Below are 20998 nucleotides of genomic sequence, written 5' to 3' on the forward strand. Positions count from 1 at the left end.
TAATCTACTGTTTTGTGACTGATTTTTCTAACATTCAAGATTTCATCTATAGTGAATTTTAAGATTACATATTATAAAAATCTCTAGACAAAGGGAATTCTACCGATAAAGTGAGACATAAGATAAGGCTCTATAATATTTATAGTGGGGAAGTCCTCTATAGGTGTATAGAGCCTACTTTGTTGTAGCTCCCAATATAATCTATACTGGAAAGCATTAAAGCTATCATTAGAAGGTATCATATGGAACAATTTAATGATGTTGAAATGTAGTGGAAATGGACGGAAAACAATTGAAAAAATAGTTTATAAAGTGGTATAATAGCAGAAAACTAAGTTAGTAAGAAATTGATTTTATTTTAGTTGAAAATTACAGGAATGAAAGGTTTTTCTTGATGAAACAGAGAAATGAACTCTATCTCTTTCTTGGTTGGACAGCCTTGTATTTTATCATTTTCTTGGGCCTACTTTACTTTTTTAGTTATCTCGGTCAGGTTCAAGGTAGCTTTATCTATAATGAATTTTAACTTAAAGGAGAACCCCTATTGTGTCAAATAAACCAATAGTAGATATGATTGAAACCATTGAGCATTATGCTCAAAAGCAGCCTAATTTTCCGGTATACAATATCCTTGGAGAAGAGCATACCTATGGCCAATTGAAGGCTGATTCAGATAGCTTAGCAGCCCATATTGACCAGATGGAACTTCCTGAAAAGTCACCTGTTGTGGTCTTTGGTGGCCAAGAATATGAAATGTTAGCAACCTTTGTGGCCTTGACCAAATCTGGCCATGCCTATATCCCAATTGACAGCCATTCTGCCTTGGAGCGCGTGTCTGCCATTGTTGAAGTAGCAGAGCCAAGCTTAATCATCGCCATCAAAGAGTTTCCAATTGAGAACCCAGCTGCTCCAATCATGTCCTTGGAGCAAGTGCGTGAAGCTTATGCGGCTCAGCATGCCTATGATTTGCAACATCCGGTCAAAGGGGATGATAACTACTACATCATCTTTACTTCAGGGACGACCGGGAAGCCAAAAGGGGTGCAGATTTCACATGATAATTTGCTCAGCTTCACCAACTGGATGATCACAGATAAGGAGTTTGCAACGCCAGAACGTCCGCAAATGTTGGCGCAACCGCCCTATTCCTTTGACTTGTCTGTCATGTATTGGGCACCAACTTTGGCTCTTGGAGGCACGCTTTTTGCCCTCCCATCAGCCATTACTCAAGACTTCAAACAACTCTTTGCAACTATCTTTTCTCTTCCGATTGCTATCTGGACTTCGACACCATCTTTTGCAGATATGGCCATGCTGTCTGAAGATTTCAATGCTGAAAAGATGCCAGGAATCACCCATTTCTACTTTGATGGGGAAGAGTTGACCGTGAAAACAGCTCAGAAATTGCGCGAACGTTTCCCAAATGCGCGCATCATCAATGCTTACGGGCCAACAGAAGCAACAGTTGCTTTGTCGGCAGTTGCTATCACAGATGAGATGCTAGCGACACTTAAACGCTTGCCAATTGGTTATACCAAAGAAGATTCTCCAACCTTCATCATTGATGAGGAAGGAAACAAATTGCCGAATGGTGAGCAAGGTGAGATCATCGTGTCTGGACCGGCTGTTTCAAAAGGTTATATGAATAATCCTGAGAAAACAGCAGAAGCTTTCTTCGAATTTGAAGGTCTGCCAGCCTACCATACGGGAGATGTCGGAACCATGACGGATGAAGGCCTTCTTCTCTATGGTGGTCGGATGGACTTCCAAATCAAGTTTAACGGCTACCGTATTGAGCTAGAAGATGTTTCTCAAAACTTGAACAAGTCTCAGTACATCGACTCGGCTGTTGCAGTGCCACGCTACAACAAAGATCACAAGGTTCAAAATCTCTTGGCCTATGTCATCTTAAAAGATGGGGTCAAGGAACAATTTGAGCGCGAGATTGATATTACCAAAGCGATTAAGGAAGATTTGGAGCACATCATGATGTCTTATATGATGCCTTCGAAATTCCTCTACCGTGACAGCTTGCCGCTAACTCCAAATGGGAAAATCGACATCAAAGGGTTGATTAGTGAGGTTAATAATAGATGATGGAGCTTATTAAACAGCTTCCTCATATTGAGCCTTATGGAAATCCGCAGTACTTTTTGTATGTGATTACTGCTATTTTGCCAATCTTTATCGGTCTTTTTTTCAAAAAACGTTTTGGCTGGTATGAAATATTGGTTAGTCTGTTCTTTATAGTCACTATGTTGACGGGAGGCAAGACCAATCAATTAGCTGCCTTAGGAATCTATCTAATTTGGCAAATGGTACTGGTTCTTTTTTACAAGCAATATCGAAAAGTCCGAGATGGTAAATGGATTTTCTACCTAGTAAGTTTATTATCATTGCTTCCCATCATCTTTGTCAAGGTGCAACCAGCTATTAACGGTACACAGTCTCTCCTGGGATTCGTAGGAATCTCTTATTTGACCTTTCGTTCAGTGGGAATCATCATCGAACTTAGAGATGGAGTCATTAAGGATTTGAAAATGTGGGAGTATTTGCGTTTTCTTCTCTTTATGCCGACATTTTCAAGTGGTCCTATTGATCGTTTCAAACGTTTTAATGAAAATTATAAGACGATACCAGAGCGCGATGAGTTGCTAGATATGCTAGCCGAGTCCGTTCGGTATATCATGTGGGGATTTCTGTATAAATTTATCCTAGCCCATATTTTAGGCGAAATCTTATTACCTCCTTTAAAGAATTTAGCTTTACAAACAGGTGGCGTCTTTAACTATTATGTAGTGGCCATCATGTACACATTTGGTTTTGAACTCTTCTTTGATTTTGCAGGTTACTCTATGTTTGCTATAGCTATTTCAAATCTGATGGGAATTCGTAGTCCGATTAACTTCAACAAACCTTTCTTGTCAAGGGATTTGAAGGATTTTTGGAATCGTTGGCACATGAGTTTATCCTTCTGGTTCCGTGATTTTGTCTTTATGCGCATGGTCATGGTGATGACGAGAAAGAAGCTTTTTAAGAATCGAAATGTGACTTCAAGTGTTGCCTATGTACTGAATATGCTCCTTATGGGCTTCTGGCATGGGATAACATGGTTTTATATCGCTTACGGACTCTTTCATGGGATAGGCTTAGTGATGAATGATGCCTGGGTCAGAAAGAAAAAAACGCTCAATAAAGAACGGAAAAAAGCAGGGCGACCACCTTTTCCTGAAAACCGTTGGATTCAGTTGCTTGGCATGGTGATAACCTTCCATGTCGTAATGGTTTCATTCTTAATCTTTTCAGGATTTTTGAATGATTTATGGTTTAAAAAATAAATGGAATTAAAAAATAGAAGGAAATTTAAAAATGGATATCAAATCAGAAGTTATTGAAATTATCGATGAATTATTTATGGAAGATGTTTCTGACATGATGGATGAAGATCTTTTCGATGCAGGTGTCTTGGACAGTATGGGAACAGTTGAATTGATCGTAGAAATCGAAAATCGCTTTGATATTCGTGTCCCGGTTACAGAATTTGGTCGTGATGACTGGAATACAGCCAATAAAATCGTGGCAGGGATTGCGGAGTTAAAGAATGCTTAAACGCCTGTGGTTAATCTTCGGGCCGATTCTTATTGCAGGTTTATTGGTTCTTCTACTCATTTTTTTCTATCCTAGTAGTAAGAGTCATAATCTAATGGAGGAAAAATACTCTGCAGCCTCAGTAAGTGCAGAAAGTTTCAAGGAGAGAAGCCAAAAAGTGAGAGCTCTCACAGACCCAGATATGCGTTTTATCCCTTTCTTTGGGTCAAGTGAATGGATTCGTTTTGACAGCATGCATCCAGGAGTGTTAGCTGAAAAGTATAATCGCTCCTATCGTCCTTATTTTATGGGGCAGGCAGGAGCAGCTTCTCTTAGTCAGTACTTTGGGATGCAACAAATCACATCTGAACTTGAAAATAAACAAGCGGTGTTTGTGATCTCTCCACAGTGGTTTACAAAGGAAGATCAAGATCCAGTTACTTTTCAAACCTATTTTAACAACGACCAGTTGACTGCCTTTTTAGAGAATCAATCTGGAGACGTAGCTTCTCAATATGCGGCTAATAGACTCTTGAAGCAGAATCCAAGCGTACCGATGAAGGGGATTGTTGAGAAACTGGCTAAGAATGAACAGTTGTCAGACTTTGATCATTCAATAATTACAGCTTCTGCAGAATTCAATGAAAGACAAGCTGCCCTTTTTGGTCAATTCTCCATCCGAGGCCGATTAAAGTATAAAGATCATATTGAAAAATATTTGAGCAGTCTCCCAGATCAATTTTCTTATGAAGAATTGGAAAATATTGCACGTAAGGATGCAGAGGAAAATACGACCAATAATGATTTGGGGATGGATAACCACTTTTACAATACTCAACTAAAGAAAGATTTAAAAAAGTGGGAAGGGTATCAAAAAAATTACAACTTCCTCCAGTCAAGGGAATACAATGATTTGCAGTTAGTGCTCAATCAATTTGCCAAATCTAAGGTCAATGTACTCTTTGTCTTTCAACCTGTCAATAAAAAATGGATGAATTATACCGGATTAAGTGAGGAAATGTATCAACACTCTGTCGAAAAAATTCGTTACCAGTTGGAGAGTCAAGGTTTCACCAATATTGCTGATTTTTCAAAAAACGGTGATGAACCTTATTTTGTCAAGGATACGATTCATATCGGTTGGTTAGGCTGGTTGGCGTTTGATAAGGTTGTAAATCCTTTTTTGAGCAATCCAACAACAGCACCTAGTTACCAAATGAATGACCGCTTCTTTAGCCAAGATTGGGCGGATTACGATGGTAACATCAAAGATTTTCAATAAAATGAGCTAAAAGTTTGGGATTTTAATCCAAGCTTTTTTGTTTAAATGGCGAATATTTAAGATGCAAATAGGTCAAAAGTTTCATAATTTTTAGAAATAGCGTATAATATAAAAGAGAAAAAGAAAAGAAAGGGATTTCAAAATGAAGAAACAGTTCTTATTGCCCATCCTATCTACAGCTTTATTAGCTCCAGCCTTCTTAGCTGGACAAGTATACGCTGAAGAAGCAACAACTCCTGCAGAAAGTTCAGCTGTCGCAGCAACTCCAGCTCCGTCGGCGACTCCAACTCCTGTTGAGAGCCCTGAGGTACCGGAAACTTCGGCTACTTCAGAAGCGATTGCACCTGCAGAAGCTCCGTCAGCTCCTGCTGAATCTCCTAAAAGCGAAGAAAAGGACACTGTTATCTTACACACCAATGATGTCCATGGTCGTATTGTAGAGGAAAAAGGAGTCATTGGAGACGCTAAGTTGGCTACAGTCATTGAACAAGAGCGTGCAAAAACCAACCAGACCACCTTGGTAGTGGATGCTGGTGATGCTTTCCAGGGTCTTCCTATCTCAAACTCATCAAAAGGTGAGGCACGTGCTAAGATTCTTAACGAGATGGATTATGATGCCATGGCTGTAGGAAATCACGAGTTTGATTTCGGACTTGATGAAGCTAAAAAATACAAAGAAATTTTGAAATTCCCCTTGTTAAGCTCAAATACTTATGTAGATGGAGCTCGTCTCTTCCAAGCTTCTACTATTGTTGACAAGAATAAGGATGTTGAAGGCGATGAGTTTGTAGTGATAGGTGTGACAACGCCGGAAACAGCAACGAAAACTCACCCTAAAAATGTTAAAGGAGTAACCTTTACTGAACCAATCGAAGAGGTTAATAAGGTCGTTGAAGAAGTTCAAGCCAAGGCTAAGGCGGAAGGTAAGGATTATAAGCATTATGTAGTCTTAGCCCACTTGGGTGTTGATACAACAACGCCAGTAGCTTGGCGTGGCTCAACACTAGCAGAAGCTCTGTCTAAGAACCCTCTTTTGAAGGGGAAACGTGTAACAGTCATTGATGGTCACTCTCATACAGTAGAATCAACTACTTACGGAGATAATGTGACTTACAACCAAACTGGAAGTTATCTCCATAACGTTGGTAAAATTACTTATAAATCTCGTCAGCTTTTGGGTAATCCAACTCAGATTGCGGCTGCAGATGCTAAAAAATTACCAGCCAATCCAACAGTTGAAAAACTAGTCAAAGACATTAAACAAAAATACGATGCAGAAAATGCAGTTGAGGTTGTGTCTAACAGTCCTGTTGAACTAAACGGAGACCGTGAAAATGTTCGTGTTCGTGAAACGAATCTCGGAAATGTCGTCGCAGATTCTCTCTACCAGTATGGTCAAACAGGATTTAGTCATCCAACAGATATCGCTGTGACAAATGGTGGTGGCTTACGTGAGACAATTGCTAAAGACAAACCAATTACAAAAGGAAATGTCATTGCAGTCTTGCCATTTGGAAACACAATCTCACAAATCCAAGTAACTGGTCAGCAAGTTCTGGATATGTTTGAAAAATCACTCGGATCTATTTTGCAGGTGGATAAAGCAGGAAAAACTGTCTTGGATGAAAATGGTCAACCATTGCTAGAACCAAGTGGTGGATTTTTACAAGTCTCTGGTGTCAAAGTATACTATGACACAAATCTACCTTCTGGGAAACGTATTTTAGCTGTTCAGGTTAAGAATCGTACGACTGGTCTTTACGATAGATTAGACTTAGCCAAAATCTACTATCTAACAACAAACGACTTCCTTGCAGCAGGTGGTGACGGTTATACCATGCTTGGTGGTGCGAGAGAAGAAGGACCTTCAATGGATGCTGCCTTTGAAGACTATCTCAAAACAGCTGATTTGACTCAGTATGAAAAGGTAAATCCAAATTCACGCACGATTTCTGTGGACTCAAAAACATTTAAACTTCCTGAAGAAGGTAAAGAGCAAGATCCAGCTAAACCAGTAGAAGACCAAGCAACAAAACCGACTCAACCTTCTACTGTAAAAGTTGATTATAAGGTTGCAGATAAGTTTGCTAAGAAAACAGTAGTCTCAGAGAAACTACTTCCAAATACAGGTAGTGAGCAATCTATTTTCATGATGCTACTTGGTGTGATTCTTGGAGCGACAGCCCTCTGGACTAGCCGTAAACAAGAAAAATAATTCTAAAGGATGAAAACATCTCAGGTGTTTTCATCTTTTTTCTTGATTCTTTTTTGGTTTATGATATAATTAACCAGTAAAGAATCTGTGGTGTTCTATATTGTTTTAGGAAAAAGATAACTAGGAAAGGGGCAAATCATGAGACAATTAGCAACAGAAATTGATCATTTCTTAAATGAAGTAATCCTGAAAGCTGAAAATCAGCATGAAATCCTTATTGGCCATTGTACCAGTAATGTGGCTTTGACCAATACTCAGGAGCATATTCTTATGCTCTTATCAGAGGAGTCCTTAACTAACTCTGAGTTGGCTCGCCGTCTCAATGTCAGTCAAGCAGCTGTCACCAAGGCTATTAAGTCTTTGATTAAAGAGGGGATGTTGGAAACTTCTAAGGATCCAAAGGATGCTCGAGTGATTTTCTATCAATTGACAGATCTAGCTCGACCGATTGCTGAGGAGCATCACCATCATCATGAGCACACCCTCTCGACTTATGAACAAGTTGCCAGTCAATTCTCGGCTGAGGAGCAACAAATTATCCAGCGGTTTTTAACTGCTTTAGTAGGAGAAATCAAGTAATGAGATACATCACAGTAGAGGATTTGTCCTTCTATTATGACAAGGAACCTGTTCTTGAGCATATCAATTACAGTGTTGATAGTGGGGAATTTGTCACCCTCACTGGAGAAAATGGAGCTGCCAAGACGACTCTTATCAAGGCCAGTCTTGGTATTTTGCAACCAAGATTTGGCAAAGTTACCATTTCAAAGACCAACACTCGTGGGACGAAATTAAGAATTGCCTACCTTCCTCAACAGATTGCAAGCTTTAATGCAGGCTTTCCGAGCACTGTTTATGAATTTGTCAAATCAGGTCGTTATCCAAGAAAAGGTTGGTTCCGTCGTTTGAATGCCCATGATGAGGAACATATCAAGGCTAGTTTAAACTCTGTTGGTATGTGGGAACATCGGGACAAAAGGATTGGCTCCCTCTCTGGTGGGCAAAAACAGAGGGCTGTTATCGCACGTATGTTTGCTTCAGATCCTGATATCTTTATCTTGGATGAGCCGACGACAGGGATGGATGCGGGAACCAAGGATGAGTTTTATGAACTCATGCACCACAGTGCCCACCATCATGGCAAGGCTGTTTTGATGATTACTCACGATCCTGAAGAAGTTAAGGATTACGCAGATCGCAATATCCACCTTGTTCGTGACCAAGATTCCCCATGGCGTTGCTTCAATGTCCATGAAAGTGACCAGGAGGTGGAGCATGCTTAATCTATTGTCTTATGATTTTATGCAGCGAGCCTTTTTGGCTGTTATTGCCATGAGTCTCTTTTCACCAGTTCTGGGGACTTTTCTAATCTTGCGTCGTCAGAGTCTTATGAGTGATACTCTGAGTCACGTCTCGCTTTCGGGGGTTGCCTTTGGCTTGGTTTTAGGAATTTCTCCGACCATTTCAACCATTGTGATTGTCTTGATTGCGGCGGTCTTCCTTGAATACCTACGTACGGTTTATAAAAGCTTTATGGAGATTGGGACAGCCATTCTCATGTCTACAGGACTTGCAGTTTCACTTATTGTCATGAGTAAGGGGAAGAGCTCTAGTTCTATGAGTCTGGACCAATACCTTTTTGGTTCTATTGTGACCATTAGTCAAGAGCAGGTCATTGGCCTCTTTGTCATTGCAGCGGTTGTTTTAATCCTGACCTTCCTCTTTTTAAGACCCATGTATATTCTAACTTTTGACGAGGATACAGCTTTTGTCGATGGTCTTCCAGTGCGTACCATGTCTATTCTCTTTAACATGGTAACGGGTGTGGCTATTGCCCTCATGATCCCAGCAGCGGGAGCGCTTTTGGTATCGACTATCATGGTCTTACCAGCTAGTATCGCTTTGCGTCTAGGGAAAAACTTTAGTTCTGTGATGATTCTTGCCAGTGTTATTGGTTTTCTAGGTATGGTTGCGGGACTCTATATTTCCTATTATGCAGAGACACCACCAAGTGCAAGTATCACTCTTATCTTTGTAGTTGTCTTCTTAGGAGTCAGCTTACTCAAACGTTTTATCAAATAGGAGAAGTAAATGAAAAAACTAAGCCTACTTTTGGCAAGTCTTGTGACCTTATTCTTAGTTGCTTGTTCCAATCAAAAACAAGCAGACGGGAAATTAAATATCGTTACAACTTTCTACCCTGTCTATGAATTTACCAAGCAAGTAGCAGGTGATACAGCCAATGTCGAACTCTTAATCGGGGCTGGAACAGAGCCACATGATTATGAACCATCAGCTAAGGCAGTCGCTAAAATCCAAGACGCAGATGCCTTTGTTTATGAAAATGAAAATATGGAAACTTGGGTTCCTAAGTTATTAGAATCCCTAGATGCGAAAAAAGTAAAAACGATTAAAGCTACTGGAGATATGCTACTCCTTCCAGGAAGTGAAGAAGAGGAAGACCATGACCATGGTGAAGAAGGTCATCATCACGAGTATGACCCTCATGTATGGTTGTCTCCTGCGCGTGCAATCAAACTTGTAGAACATATCCGTGATAGTCTTTCAGCTGACTATCCGGATAAGAAGGCGACTTTTGAACAAAATGCAGCAGCCTATATCGAAAAACTGCAAGCCTTGGACAAGGCCTATACTGAAGGACTTTCTAGTGCAAAACAAAAGAGTTTTGTGACTCAACACGCAGCCTTCCGTTATCTAGCCTTGGACTACGGACTCAATCAAGTCTCTATCTCAGGTCTTTCACCAGATGCGGAGCCTTCAGCAAGCCGTTTGGCAGAATTGACCGAGTACATCAAGAAAAATAAGATTTCTTATATCTACTTTGAAGAAAATGCCTCGCAAGCCCTGGCTAATACTCTCTCAAAAGAAACAGGAGTGAAGTTAGATGTTCTGAATCCTCTTGAAAGCTTGACCGAAGAGGACATGAAGGCTGGAGAAAACTATATCTCTATCATGGAGAAAAATCTCAAGTCTCTCAAGCAGACAACTGATCAGGCAGGAGCAGAGATTGAACCAGAAAAGGCAGAGGAAACTAAAACCGTTCAAAATGGCTACTTTGAGGATGCAGATGTTAAGGACCGTACCCTAAGTGATTATGCTGGCAACTGGCAGTCTGTCTATCCTTTCCTTGAGGATGGGACTCTTGACCAAGTATTTGACTACAAGGCTAAATTGACTGGTAAGATGACCAAGGATGAGTATAAGGCTTACTATCAAAAAGGTTACCAAACAGATGTGACCAAGATTAACATCACGGATAACACTATGGAATTCATCCAAGGTGGCCAAAGCAAGAAATATACTTACAAGTATGTCGGCAAGAAAATCTTGACTTATAAGAAAGGGAATCGTGGAGTACGCTTCCTCTTTGAAGCGACTGATGCAGACGCTGGACAATTTAAGTATGTTCAGTTTAGCGACCACAATATCGCTCCGGTCAAGGCAGAGCATTTCCATATCTTCTTTGGAGGCACTAGCCAAGAAGCCCTCTTTGAAGTGATGGACAACTGGCCAACCTACTATCCAGATGGCTTATCAGGTCAAGAGATTGCTCAAGAAATGTTGGCTCATTAAATCCAAACAATCCTTCCTATATGGGGAGGATTTTTCTTGTTTTATCAGCGTTGAGCATCTGGATTGACATTGGCTGATAAGGGAGTACATTCTATCAAGAGTCTCTAGGTCTGGAGGATAAATTCACGATTCCACACGCCAGTTGGATCGCATCAGGGGCTTATCACCATCATCTAGCTATCAATGAATGGGGTGGCAAAAATTTAGCTCAACGTAAGCATGGAATGGTGGGGTTAGCCTACTATGTGGCTGAAGTTGAGAACAAAGAGGAATTATTAAAAGTATTTGCTCAATCTCAAAGTAGCGAAGCGGAAACTCAGTGGATTTCTTCGGCAGAGTTCAGCATGACTGATAAAGACGGTGTCGTTACGCGAGTTAGAGTAGGAAATTAGAATAGAGTGGTTCGGCCTAGATTATTACTAGTTTGAACCACTCTTTTTCTATTCAGTTTTTTCGAGAATGAAAAATTGAAGCTCTTACATTGATAGTGTTGCAAAAGATTCAAAAAAGATAGAAGGAATAGAAGGATTATGATACAATTATCTTATTATTAGGAGGATTATAACTGTGGAAAAAGTATTAGGAAATATTTTTGAAAAACGAAAGCAATTTTTATCGTATGGTCTCGGTGCATATTTAATAGTTATTTTATTGAATTTATTGCACTATGCTCCGCAAGATCTTTTTCTAAGTCTAAATTCGGGACCTGTTTTTGACAAAATCTTGGTCTTTCTTATAGCAGCTGTATTCATTGGGGTAGTGGAAATAAAGTCATCCCTCAATATTCGTAGGATTAATATTCTTATTTCATGCCTAGCTTTATTTTTTGCTGTCTATAAAAGTATTTCATTTTTCCTGGCGATAGGTTTACTACTTTTGGCTGTGGTTCTCTTTGTGTTTTTTAAGTTCAAAGGTGAAACCTTATCTTTTTTATATTTGTTTACGGTAGTAGGGACACTCCCCCGGTTGTTAACCTTAGTTGATTCTAATTTTAATGATACGGCGCTTGGTTTTCATGCCGTTGATTTAACGACTACAAGATTTTATACATTAATTTGGCCAGTCGTTTTAGCAGTGATTGTTTCTGCTGTACTGATTTTGCTTTTTGTACAGTTACCAGTAAAGGAGTTTTTAGAAAAACATAAAAAAATAGTATGGTGGGCAGTCTTGTCTCTTAGCATTATTTATGTTTTGTATCTCTGTGCCGTTGTCTACTATAAAGTCAAGACAATTGAAGTAACTACCTTTGACATTGGTATTTTTTCTCAAATGTTTGAGCGTATGAATACAGATTGGACTCCGATTACAACATTGGAGAGAGACAGAGTGCTTTCCCATTTTGCGGTACACGTGTCACCAATCTTTTATGTAATGCTTCCCTTTTATAAATTATTCCCATATGTAGAGACGTTAGACATTTTACAGGTTTTAGTTGCTTTTTCTGCAATTATTCCTCTGAAACTACTGCTTCCTAAATTCAAACTTTCTAAACTAACAAATATATTGACGGTAGCATGGTTTGTTTTATTCCCAGTTATTACAACTGCAGGTGGAACCCATCTTCATGAGAATTGTTTCCTAACTGCGTTGATTTTCTGGTTATTCTATTTCATTGTTTCCGAGCAAAAACTGGGTATTATAGGTTCGACTTTGCTGCTTTTGTTAGTAAAGGAAGATGCCTTTATCTATGTTATTAGTATTGGCACCTACTTCCTTTTACAAAAACGTTTCACCTTATCAAAAACAACAAAAGTACGGATACTGTTAGCAGATATCGTTTTACCGATTGTTTATTTCATGTTTGCGATGTATCTCTTGAGTGCTTATGGTGAAGGAGGTATGGTCTCTCGTTTCGATACCTACCTACAGAATGGTGAGAGTGGATTGCTCATGGTCTTGAAAAATCTCTTGACCCATCCAGAATATGTGATCAGTACAATTTTCACCGCGAAAAGATTGGGCTATTTGTTCTTAATGCTTGCTCCACTTTGTTTCCTACCTCTTGTACAACGTAGTTGGGAAAATTATTTATTGGCTCTACCACTTGTTGTCATTAATTTGTTGCCAAACTGGCCTTATCAGTATGATATTGGTTTTCAATATAGTTATGGTAGTGCAGCACTGCTTTTTCTAATGGCTCTACTCTCTTTAGAAGACCTTCAAATTCATAAGATTTTGCAAGAAAAATTAATTGTTCTTACAGTTACGATAGGTATCGTTGTATCTGGGATACTCTTACACCAGTTGACGCATAAATGGAATTTTAATATTGGTTATTATCATCAGAATAAACAAAATTTTGATAATATCAAGTATACTTTAGAAAGTCTGCCGTCTGAATCTTCAGTTGTCGCCGAACATCCATACACACCAATTCTTAGAAAACATCAAAAATTATATGACATTTTCTATCACAACGGTCAGAAAGTGGACTCATCTATTGATTTTGTAGTGATTCCAAGAAAGAGTAAGGATACGAGTGAACTCTATGTCGAGCTGGTCAAACAATATGAACAGCTTGGCTACAAGGAAAGCAGTTATTCTTCGGATGAAATTTTTATCCTAGAAAAACCACAGTAAGGTTGATGTATGAAAATCACCTTTTCTGAAAACAAGCCACAACTATACTAAAGCAAGAAAAATCCTTCAAAGGACTTGAAAAATTAGAGAAAATCGGGTATAATATGAGTAATCATTTGTCGTAGGTTTTGTCTGAAATATTGTCCGGACAAGGCTCACAGCAGTTAAATCTCCTGAAAAAAGTCAGATTTAACTGCTCTTTTTGTGCTTTTTTTCGGTATTTTTTGCATCTGTAACAGAGATTTAAAGATTCTGAAAAATTAGTCAAGGGGGATAAGTTGATAGGGGTTTTAGAACCATTAAACGATAATTATTAGCTTAGGCGACTAAGCTTGGAATTTTATTTACAAAGGAGAATCATCTTGGCAGGACATGACGTTCAATACGGGAAACATCGTACCCGTCGTAGTTTTTCAAGAATCAAAGAAGTTCTTGACTTACCAAATTTGATTGAAATTCAAACTGATTCATTTAAAGATTTCCTAGACCATGGTCTGAAGGAAGTGTTTGAAGATGTATTGCCAATTTCAAACTTCACAGAAACAATGGAGTTGGAATTTGTTGGCTACGAAATCAAAGAACCTAAATACACGCTTGAAGAAGCTCGCATTCATGATGCTAGTTATTCAGCACCAATCTTTGTAACTTTCCGCTTGATTAACAAAGAAACTGGCGAAATCAAAACTCAAGAAGTCTTCTTTGGTGATTTCCCAATCATGACTGAGATGGGTACTTTTATCATCAACGGTGGTGAACGTATTATCGTATCACAGTTGGTGCGTTCTCCAGGTGTTTACTTTAATGATAAAGTAGACAAAAACGGTAAAGTGGGCTACGGTTCAACTGTTATCCCTAACCGTGGAGCTTGGTTGGAACTGGAAAGTGACTCAAAAGACATCGCCTACACTCGTATCGACCGTACTCGTAAAATTCCATTTACGACCTTGGTTCGTGCGCTTGGTTTCTCAGGTGATGACGAAATCTTTGATATCTTTGGTGACAGCGAGTTGGTTCGCAACACTGTTGAAAAAGATATCCATAAAAACCCAATGGACTCTCGTACAGACGAAGCTTTGAAAGAAATTTATGAGCGTCTTCGCCCAGGTGAACCAAAAACTGCTGAGAGTTCACGTACCTTACTTGTGGCTCGTTTCTTCGACCCACGTCGTTATGACTTGGCAGCCGTTGGACGTTACAAGATTAACAAGAAATTAAATATTAAAACTCGTTTGCTCAACCAAACAATTGCTGAACCATTGGTAGACCCAGAAACTGGTGAAATCTTAGTTGAAAAGGGTACTGTTATGACTCGCGATGTCATCGAAAGTATCGAAAATCACTTGGATGGCGATTTGAACAAGATTGTCTACACTCCAAATGACTCAGCTGTTTTGACAGAACCAGTTGTTCTTCAAAAATTCAAGGTTGTGGCACCAACTGATCCAGACCGTGTTGTAACAATCATCGGAAATGCAAATCCAGATGATAAAGTTCGCACTATCACTCCGGCAGATATCCTTGCTGAAATGAGCTACTTCCTTAACTTGGCTGAAGGTATCGGTCGTATCGATGATATCGACCACCTCGGAAACCGTCGTATTCGTGCTGTTGGTGAATTGCTTGCCAACCAAGTACGTCTTGGACTTTCACGTATGGAACGTAATGTTCGTGAACGTATGTCTGTTCAAGATAACGAAGTATTGACACCTCAACAAATCATTAACATCCGTCCAGTGACTGCAGCGATCAAAGAATTCTTTGGTTCTTCACAATTGTCACAGTTCATGGACCAACACAACCCACTTTCTGAGTTGTCTCACAAACGTCGTTTGTCTGCCTTAGGGCCTGGTGGTTTGACACGTGACCGCGCTGGATATGAAGTGCGTGACGTGCACTACACTCACTATGGTCGTATGTGTCCAATCGAAACACCTGAAGGACCAAACATCGGTTTGATCAACAACTTGTCTTCATACGGGCACCTCAACAAGTATGGTTTCATTCAAACACCATACCGTAAAGTTGACCGTGCAACTGGTAAAGTTACCAACGAAATTGTTTGGTTGACTGCCGATGAAGAAGATGAATACACAGTAGCTCAGGCTAACTCTAAATTGAACGCAGATGGAACTTTTGCTGAAAAAGTTGTCATGGGACGTCACCAAGGGGTTAACCAAGAATATCCAGCATCAAGCGTTGATTATATGGACGTTTCTCCTAAACAGGTAGTTGCCGTTGCGACAGCATGTATTCCTTTCTTGGAAAACGATGACTCCAACCGTGCCCTCATGGGAGCCAACATGCAACGTCAGGCTGTTCCGTTGATCGATCCTAAAGCGCCTTTCGTTGGTACTGGTATGGAATACCAAGCAGCCCATGATTCAGGAGCTGCAGTTATTGCACAACATGGTGGTAAGGTTACCTATGCGGATGCGGACAAAGTAGAAGTTCGTCGTGAAGATGGTTCCCTTGATGTTTACCACATCCAAAAATTCCGTCGTTCAAACTCAGGTACTGCTTATAACCAACGTACCCTTGTTCGAGTTGGCGATGTCATCGAAAAAGGTGACTTTATCGCTGATGGACCTTCTATGGAAAAAGGTGAAATGGCGCTTGGACAAAACCCAATCGTTGCCTACATGACATGGGAAGGTTACAACTTCGAGGATGCCGTTATCATGAGCGAACGCTTGGTGAAAGACGATGTTTACACATCTGTTCACCTCGAAGAATACGAATCAGAAACTCGCGATACAAAGCTTGGGCCTGAAGAAATCACTCGTGAAATTCCAAACGTTGGTGAAGATGCCCTTAAAGACCTCGACGAAATGGGTATCATCCGTATCGGTGCTGAGGTTAAAGAAGGGGATATCCTTGTAGGTAAAGTCACACCTAAGGGTGAAAAAGACCTTTCTGCTGAAGAGCGTCTCTTGCACGCTATCTTCGGTGACAAATCTCGTGAAGTGCGTGATACTTCCCTTCGTGTACCACACGGTGCCGATGGTGTCGTTCGTGATGTTAAAATCTTTACACGTGCAAACGGTGATGAATTGCAATCTGGTGTTAACATGCTAGTTCGCGTATACATCGCACAAAAACGTAAGATTAAGGTCGGAGATAAGATGGCCGGACGTCACGGAAACAAAGGGGTTGTCTCTCGTATCGTTCCTGTAGAAGACATGCCTTACCTTCCAGACGGAACTCCAGTCGATATCATGTTGAACCCTCTTGGGGTGCCATCACGTATGAATATCGGTCAGGTTATGGAGCTTCACCTTGGTATGGCGGCTCGTACTCTTGGCATCCACATCGCAACGCCAGTCTTTGACGGAGCAAGTTCTGAAGATCTTTGGGATACTGTCAAAGAAGCAGGTATGGATAGCGATGCTAAGACTATCCTATACGACGGACGTACTGGTGAACCATTTGATAACCGTGTGTCAGTTGGTGTCATGTACATGATCAAACTCCACCACATGGTTGATGATAAATTGCACGCTCGTTCAGTCGGACCTTACTCAACCGTTACACAACAACCACTCGGAGGTAAAGCTCAGTTTGGTGGACAACGTTTCGGTGAGATGGAGGTTTGGGCGCTTGAAGCCTATGGTGCGTCAAATGTCCTTCAAGAAATCTTGACTTACAAGTCTGACGATATCAACGGACGTTTGAAAGCTTATGAAGCTATTACAAAAGGAAAACCAATTCCAAAACCAGGTGTTCCAGAATCATTCCGAGTTCTTGTGAAAGAATTGCAATCTCTTGGTCTTGACATGCGTGTTCTTGACGAAGACGATCAAGAAGTGGAACTTCGTGACCTTGATGAAGGAATGGACGAAGATGTCATCCACGTAGATGACCTTGAAAAAGCCCGCGAAAGAGCAGCTCAGGAGGCTAAAGCAGCCTTTGAAGCAGAAGAAAATGCAAAAGCGGAAACAACAGAAGAAGCTGCTGAACAAGAATAAGCAGTTCACTTATAATAGAAAGGGAAGAAATAGTGGTTGATGTAAATCGTTTTAAAAGTATGCAAATCACACTAGCTTCTCCAAGCAAAGTCCGTTCATGGTCTTATGGAGAAGTCAAAAAACCTGAAACAATCAATTACCGTACGTTGAAACCAGAACGTGAAGGACTATTTGACGAAGTGATCTTTGGTCCTACAAAAGACTGGGAATGTGCTTGTGGTAAATACAAACGCATTCGTTACAGAGGGATTGTTTGTGACCGTTGTGGTGTTGAAGTAACGCGTACAAAAGTTCGTCGTGAACGTATGGGACACATCGAGTTAAAAGCTCCTGTATCTCATATCTGGTATTTCAAGGGGATTCCAAGCCGTATGGGCTTGACCCTTGACATGAGTCCTCGTGCCCTCGAGGAAGTTATCTACTTCGCAGCTTATGTGGTAATTGATCCTAAGGATACTCCACTTGAGCACAAGTCTATCATGACAGAGCGTGAATACCGTGAACGCTTGCGTGAGTTTGGTCATGGTTCATTCGTTGCCAAAATGGGTGCCGAAGCGATCCAAGACCTCTTGAAACAAGTAGATCTTGAAAAAGAAATTGCTGAACTCAAAGAAGAGTTAAAAACAGCTACTGGACAAAAACGTGTCAAAGCTATCCGCCGTTTGGATGTTTTGGATGCTTTTCACAAGTCTGGGAACAAGCCTGAATGGATGGTTCTTAACATCCTTCCAGTTATTCCACCAGATCTTCGTCCAATGTTGCAGTTGGATGGTGGCCGTTTTGCCTCATCTGACTTGAACGACCTTTACCGTCGTGTTATCAACCGTAACAATCGTTTGGCTCGTTTGCTTGAGTTGAACGCGCCAGGTATCATCGTTCAAAATGAGAAGCGTATGCTTCAAGAAGCGGTTGACGCTTTGATTGACAATGGCCGTCGTGGTCGTCCGATCACAGGGCCAGGTAGCCGTCCGCTTAAATCATTGAGCCATATGCTCAAAGGGAAACAAGGACGCTTCCGTCAAAACTTGCTCGGTAAACGTGTTGACTTCTCAGGACGTTCCGTTATCGCCGTTGGTCCAACTCTTAAGATGTACCAATGTGGTGTGCCACGTGAAATGGCAATCGAGCTCTTTAAACCATTCGTTATGCGTGAAATCGTTGCGCGCGATATCGTTCAAAACGTTAAAGCGGCTAAACGCTTGGTAGAACGTGGAGATGAACGTATCTGGGATATCCTCGAAGAAGTTATCAAAGAACACCCAGTACTTTTGAACCGCGCACCTACCCTTCACCGTTTAGGTATCCAAGCCTTTGAACCTGTCTTAATTGACGGTAAAGCCCTTCGCTTGCACCCGCTTGTCTGCGAAGCCTACAATGCCGACTTTGACGGTGACCAAATGGCCATCCACGTACCTCTTTCAGAAGAAGCCCAAGCAGAAGCTCGTATCTTGATGCTTGCTGCTGAGCATATCTTGAATCCTAAAGATGGTAAACCAGTTGTTACTCCATCTCAGGACATGGTTTTGGGTAACTACTACTTGACTATGGAAGAAGCTGGTCGTGAAGGCGAAGGTATGGTCTTCAAGGACCGTGACGAAGCTGTCATGGCTTACCGTAATGGTTATGTTCACCTCCACTCACGTGTTGGTATCGCAACAGATAGCCTTAACAAACCATGGACAGAAGAGCAAAAACACAAAATCTTGCTTACAACTGTAGGTAAAATCCTCTTCAACGATATCATGCCAGAAGGACTACCTTACTTGCAAGAGCCAACAAATGCTAACTTGACAGAAGGTGTTCCGGCTAAGTACTTCTTGCCATTAGGTGGAAATATCAAGGAAGCTATTGAAGGACTTGAACTCAACCCACCATTCAAGAAGAAAAACCTTGGAAATATCATCGCTGAAATCTTCAAACGTTTCCGTACGACAGAAACATCTGCCCTACTTGACCGTATGAAGAACCTCGGTTACCACCATTCAACTCTTGCAGGTTTGACAGTGGGTATTGCTGATATTCCAGTCGTTGAAGACAAGGCTGAAATCATCGAAGAATCACACAAACGTGTAGAACAAATCACAAAACAATTCCGTCGTGGTATGATCACAGATGACGAACGCTACAATGCTGTTACAGCTGAATGGCGTGCTGCCCGTGAAAAATTGGAGAAACGTTTGGTTGCTAACCAAGATCCTAAGAACCCTATCGTTATGATGATGGACTCTGGAGCCCGTGGTAACATCTCAAACTTCTCACAGCTTGCCGGTATGCGTGGTCTGATGGCTGCTCCGAACGGACGTATCATGGAATTGCCTATCCTTTCAAACTTCCGCGAAGGTTTGTCAGTACTCGAAATGTTCTTCTCAACTCACGGTGCCCGTAAAGGTATGACCGATACGGCCCTTAAGACAGCCGACTCAGGTTACCTGACTCGTCGTTTGGTTGACGTTGCCCAAGACGTTATCATTCGTGAGGATGACTGTGGAACTGACCGTGGTCTCTTGATCCGTTCTATTACTGAAGGTAAAGAGATGATTGAGTCTCTCGAAGAACGTCTCAATGGTCGTTACACTAAGAAAACTGTTAAACACCCAGAAACTGGTGCAGTTATCATCGGTCCAAATGAATTGATTACAGAAGACAAGGCACGTGAAATTGTCAATGCTGGTGTTGAAGAAGTAACCATCCGCTCTGTATTTACATGTAACACTCGTCATGGTGTCTGCCGTCACTGTTACGGTATCAACTTGGCGACTGGTGATGCGGTTGAGGTTGGTGAAGCAGTTGGTACAATCGCTGCCCAATCTATCGGGGAACCTGGTACACAGCTTACAATGCGTACCTTCCACACGGGTGGAGTTGCCTCAAATACCGATATCACTCAGGGTCTTCCTCGTGTCCAAGAAATCTTTGAAGCCCGCAATCCTAAAGGGGAAGCGGTCATCACAGAAGTCAAAGGGGAAGTTACAGCAATCGAAGAAGATGCTTCAACTCGTACTAAGAAAGTCTTCGTTAAAGGTGAAACTGGCGAAGGCGAATACGTGGTACCATTCACAGCCCGTATGCGTGTAGAGGTTGGAGATCAAATCTCTCGTGGTGCAGCATTGACAGAGGGTTCTATCCAACCCAAACGTCTCCTTGCTGTACGTGATGTCTTGTCAGTTGAAACTTACCTCCTCGGTGAAGTACAAAAAGTTTACCGTAGCCAAGGGGTAGAAATCGGTGACAAACACATCGAGGTAATGGTTCGTCAAATGATCCGCAAAGTTCGTGTCATGGATCCAGGGGATACAGACCTTCTCATGGGTACTCTCATGGATATCAACGACTTTACAGATGCCAACAAAGATGTTCTTATCGCAGGTGGTGTTCCAGCAACTGGTCGCCCAGTCCTTATGGGAATCACCAAAGCCTCACTTGAAACAAATAGTTTCTTGTCAGCAGCTTCCTTCCAGGAAACAACTCGTGTCCTTACAGACGCAGCTATCCGTGGTAAGAAAGACCATCTCCTTGGACTTAAAGAAAATGTTATCATCGGTAAGATCATCCCAGCTGGTACTGGTATGGCTCGCTACCGTAACCTTGAACCACAAGCAGTCAACGAAGAATCCCTCCTTGCAGATTCACAAGAAGAGCAAGTAGATGCCCAAGTCGAGACTGTTGAAACAAGTGAATAAACCTATTTATCCAAAAGAGGGTCTTCCCTCTTTTGGTGTGTATAGGTAATGAAAATGTAATGCATATTTTCTTGAAATAATAGTAAAAAAATGG

General features: G+C 41.1%; 13 protein-coding genes and 1 pseudogene. All 14 read left to right on the plus strand.

The genetic code is table 11. The features are described from left to right. The first annotated feature begins 394 nt into the window (after nucleotides 1–394). The 14 genes and pseudogenes from KBU52_RS08635 (at nucleotide 395) to rpoC (ending at nucleotide 20904) form a co-directional block, all read left to right on the plus strand. Complete coding sequence (locus tag KBU52_RS08635; RefSeq protein WP_254724870.1) at nucleotides 395–526, plus strand: teichoic acid D-Ala incorporation-associated protein DltX; 132 nt, start codon at nucleotides 395–397, stop codon at nucleotides 524–526. A gap of 20 nt (nucleotides 527–546) precedes the next feature. After that, entirely contained in the window at nucleotides 547–2097 is a 1551-nt protein-coding gene (dltA, locus tag KBU52_RS08640; RefSeq protein WP_036757956.1) for a D-alanine--poly(phosphoribitol) ligase subunit DltA, read from the plus strand. Beyond that, nucleotides 2094–3338 (plus strand): D-alanyl-lipoteichoic acid biosynthesis protein DltB, encoded by a 1245-nt coding sequence (dltB, locus tag KBU52_RS08645; protein ID WP_036757954.1) that lies wholly within the window; start codon nucleotides 2094–2096, stop codon nucleotides 3336–3338. Before dltA ends, dltB begins: the two co-directional genes overlap by 4 nt. Nucleotides 3339–3369: 31 nt before the next feature. Then, the gene (dltC, locus tag KBU52_RS08650) at nucleotides 3370–3609 is read left to right on the plus strand and encodes a D-alanine--poly(phosphoribitol) ligase subunit DltC (RefSeq protein ID WP_036757952.1); all 240 of its coding nucleotides are present in this window, start codon (nucleotides 3370–3372) and stop codon (nucleotides 3607–3609) included. After that, the gene (gene dltD / locus KBU52_RS08655) at nucleotides 3602–4870 is read left to right on the plus strand and encodes a D-alanyl-lipoteichoic acid biosynthesis protein DltD (protein ID WP_036757949.1); all 1269 of its coding nucleotides are present in this window, start codon (nucleotides 3602–3604) and stop codon (nucleotides 4868–4870) included. Before dltC ends, dltD begins: the two co-directional genes overlap by 8 nt. A 142-nt stretch (nucleotides 4871–5012) precedes the next feature. After that, complete coding sequence (gene nt5e, locus KBU52_RS08660; protein ID WP_254724869.1) at nucleotides 5013–7085, plus strand: cell surface ecto-5'-nucleotidase Nt5e; 2073 nt, start codon at nucleotides 5013–5015, stop codon at nucleotides 7083–7085. Between the two features lie 138 nt (nucleotides 7086–7223). After that, the gene (gene adcR, locus KBU52_RS08665; protein WP_254724868.1) at nucleotides 7224–7664 is read left to right on the plus strand and encodes a zinc-dependent transcriptional regulator AdcR; all 441 of its coding nucleotides are present in this window, start codon (nucleotides 7224–7226) and stop codon (nucleotides 7662–7664) included. Further along, a complete protein-coding gene (locus tag KBU52_RS08670; RefSeq protein WP_006147770.1) occupies nucleotides 7664–8368 on the plus strand; it encodes a metal ABC transporter ATP-binding protein in 705 nt (234 codons plus the stop codon). The genes adcR and KBU52_RS08670 overlap by 1 nt, the downstream gene beginning before the upstream one ends. Continuing rightward, on the plus strand, nucleotides 8361–9167 hold the full coding sequence (locus KBU52_RS08675; RefSeq protein ID WP_006152441.1) for a metal ABC transporter permease: 807 nt from the start codon (nucleotides 8361–8363) through the stop codon (nucleotides 9165–9167). The genes KBU52_RS08670 and KBU52_RS08675 overlap by 8 nt, the downstream gene beginning before the upstream one ends. A 9-nt stretch (nucleotides 9168–9176) precedes the next feature. Next, nucleotides 9177–10679 carry a zinc ABC transporter substrate-binding protein AdcA gene (locus KBU52_RS08680; RefSeq protein WP_254724867.1) on the plus strand — a complete coding sequence of 501 codons (1503 nt, stop codon included), beginning with the start codon at nucleotides 9177–9179 and terminating at the stop codon, nucleotides 10677–10679. Between the two features lie 83 nt (nucleotides 10680–10762). Continuing rightward, nucleotides 10763–11071: pseudogene (locus KBU52_RS08685) on the plus strand (VOC family protein); the annotation flags it as partial. Between the two features lie 175 nt (nucleotides 11072–11246). Beyond that, nucleotides 11247–13259, plus strand: a complete 2013-nt coding sequence (locus KBU52_RS08690) for a DUF2079 domain-containing protein (protein ID WP_254724866.1) — start codon at nucleotides 11247–11249, stop codon at nucleotides 13257–13259. Between the two features lie 362 nt (nucleotides 13260–13621). Continuing rightward, nucleotides 13622–17224, plus strand: coding sequence for a DNA-directed RNA polymerase subunit beta (locus KBU52_RS08695; RefSeq protein WP_254724865.1), 3603 nt, complete (start codon nucleotides 13622–13624; stop codon nucleotides 17222–17224). A gap of 32 nt (nucleotides 17225–17256) precedes the next feature. Next, nucleotides 17257–20904: a DNA-directed RNA polymerase subunit beta' gene (rpoC, locus tag KBU52_RS08700; RefSeq protein WP_004254004.1), complete on the plus strand. Its 3648-nt coding sequence runs from the start codon at nucleotides 17257–17259 to the stop codon at nucleotides 20902–20904. Nucleotides 20905–20998 lie beyond the last annotated feature (94 nt).

The sequence above is a fragment of the Streptococcus sp. 9.1(2021) genome (assembly GCF_030466425.1).
Taxonomy (GTDB): domain Bacteria; phylum Bacillota; class Bacilli; order Lactobacillales; family Streptococcaceae; genus Streptococcus; species Streptococcus wuxiensis.

What these genes read in the sequence shown, in the direction of transcription:
- dltB (WP_036757954.1), top strand. Translation starts at nt 2,094, where the DNA reads ATGATGGAGCTTATTAAACAGCTTCCTCATATTGAGCCTTATGGAAAT.
- dltD (WP_036757949.1), top strand. Translation starts at nt 3,602, where the DNA reads ATGCTTAAACGCCTGTGGTTAATCTTCGGGCCGATTCTTATTGCAGGT.
- KBU52_RS08680 (WP_254724867.1), top strand. Translation starts at nt 9,177, where the DNA reads ATGAAAAAACTAAGCCTACTTTTGGCAAGTCTTGTGACCTTATTCTTA.
- dltC (WP_036757952.1), top strand. Translation starts at nt 3,370, where the DNA reads ATGGATATCAAATCAGAAGTTATTGAAATTATCGATGAATTATTTATG.
- KBU52_RS08635 (WP_254724870.1), top strand. Translation starts at nt 395, where the DNA reads ATGAAACAGAGAAATGAACTCTATCTCTTTCTTGGTTGGACAGCCTTG.
- KBU52_RS08675 (WP_006152441.1), top strand. Translation starts at nt 8,361, where the DNA reads ATGCTTAATCTATTGTCTTATGATTTTATGCAGCGAGCCTTTTTGGCT.
- nt5e (WP_254724869.1), top strand. Translation starts at nt 5,013, where the DNA reads ATGAAGAAACAGTTCTTATTGCCCATCCTATCTACAGCTTTATTAGCT.
- adcR (WP_254724868.1), top strand. Translation starts at nt 7,224, where the DNA reads ATGAGACAATTAGCAACAGAAATTGATCATTTCTTAAATGAAGTAATC.
- KBU52_RS08670 (WP_006147770.1), top strand. Translation starts at nt 7,664, where the DNA reads ATGAGATACATCACAGTAGAGGATTTGTCCTTCTATTATGACAAGGAA.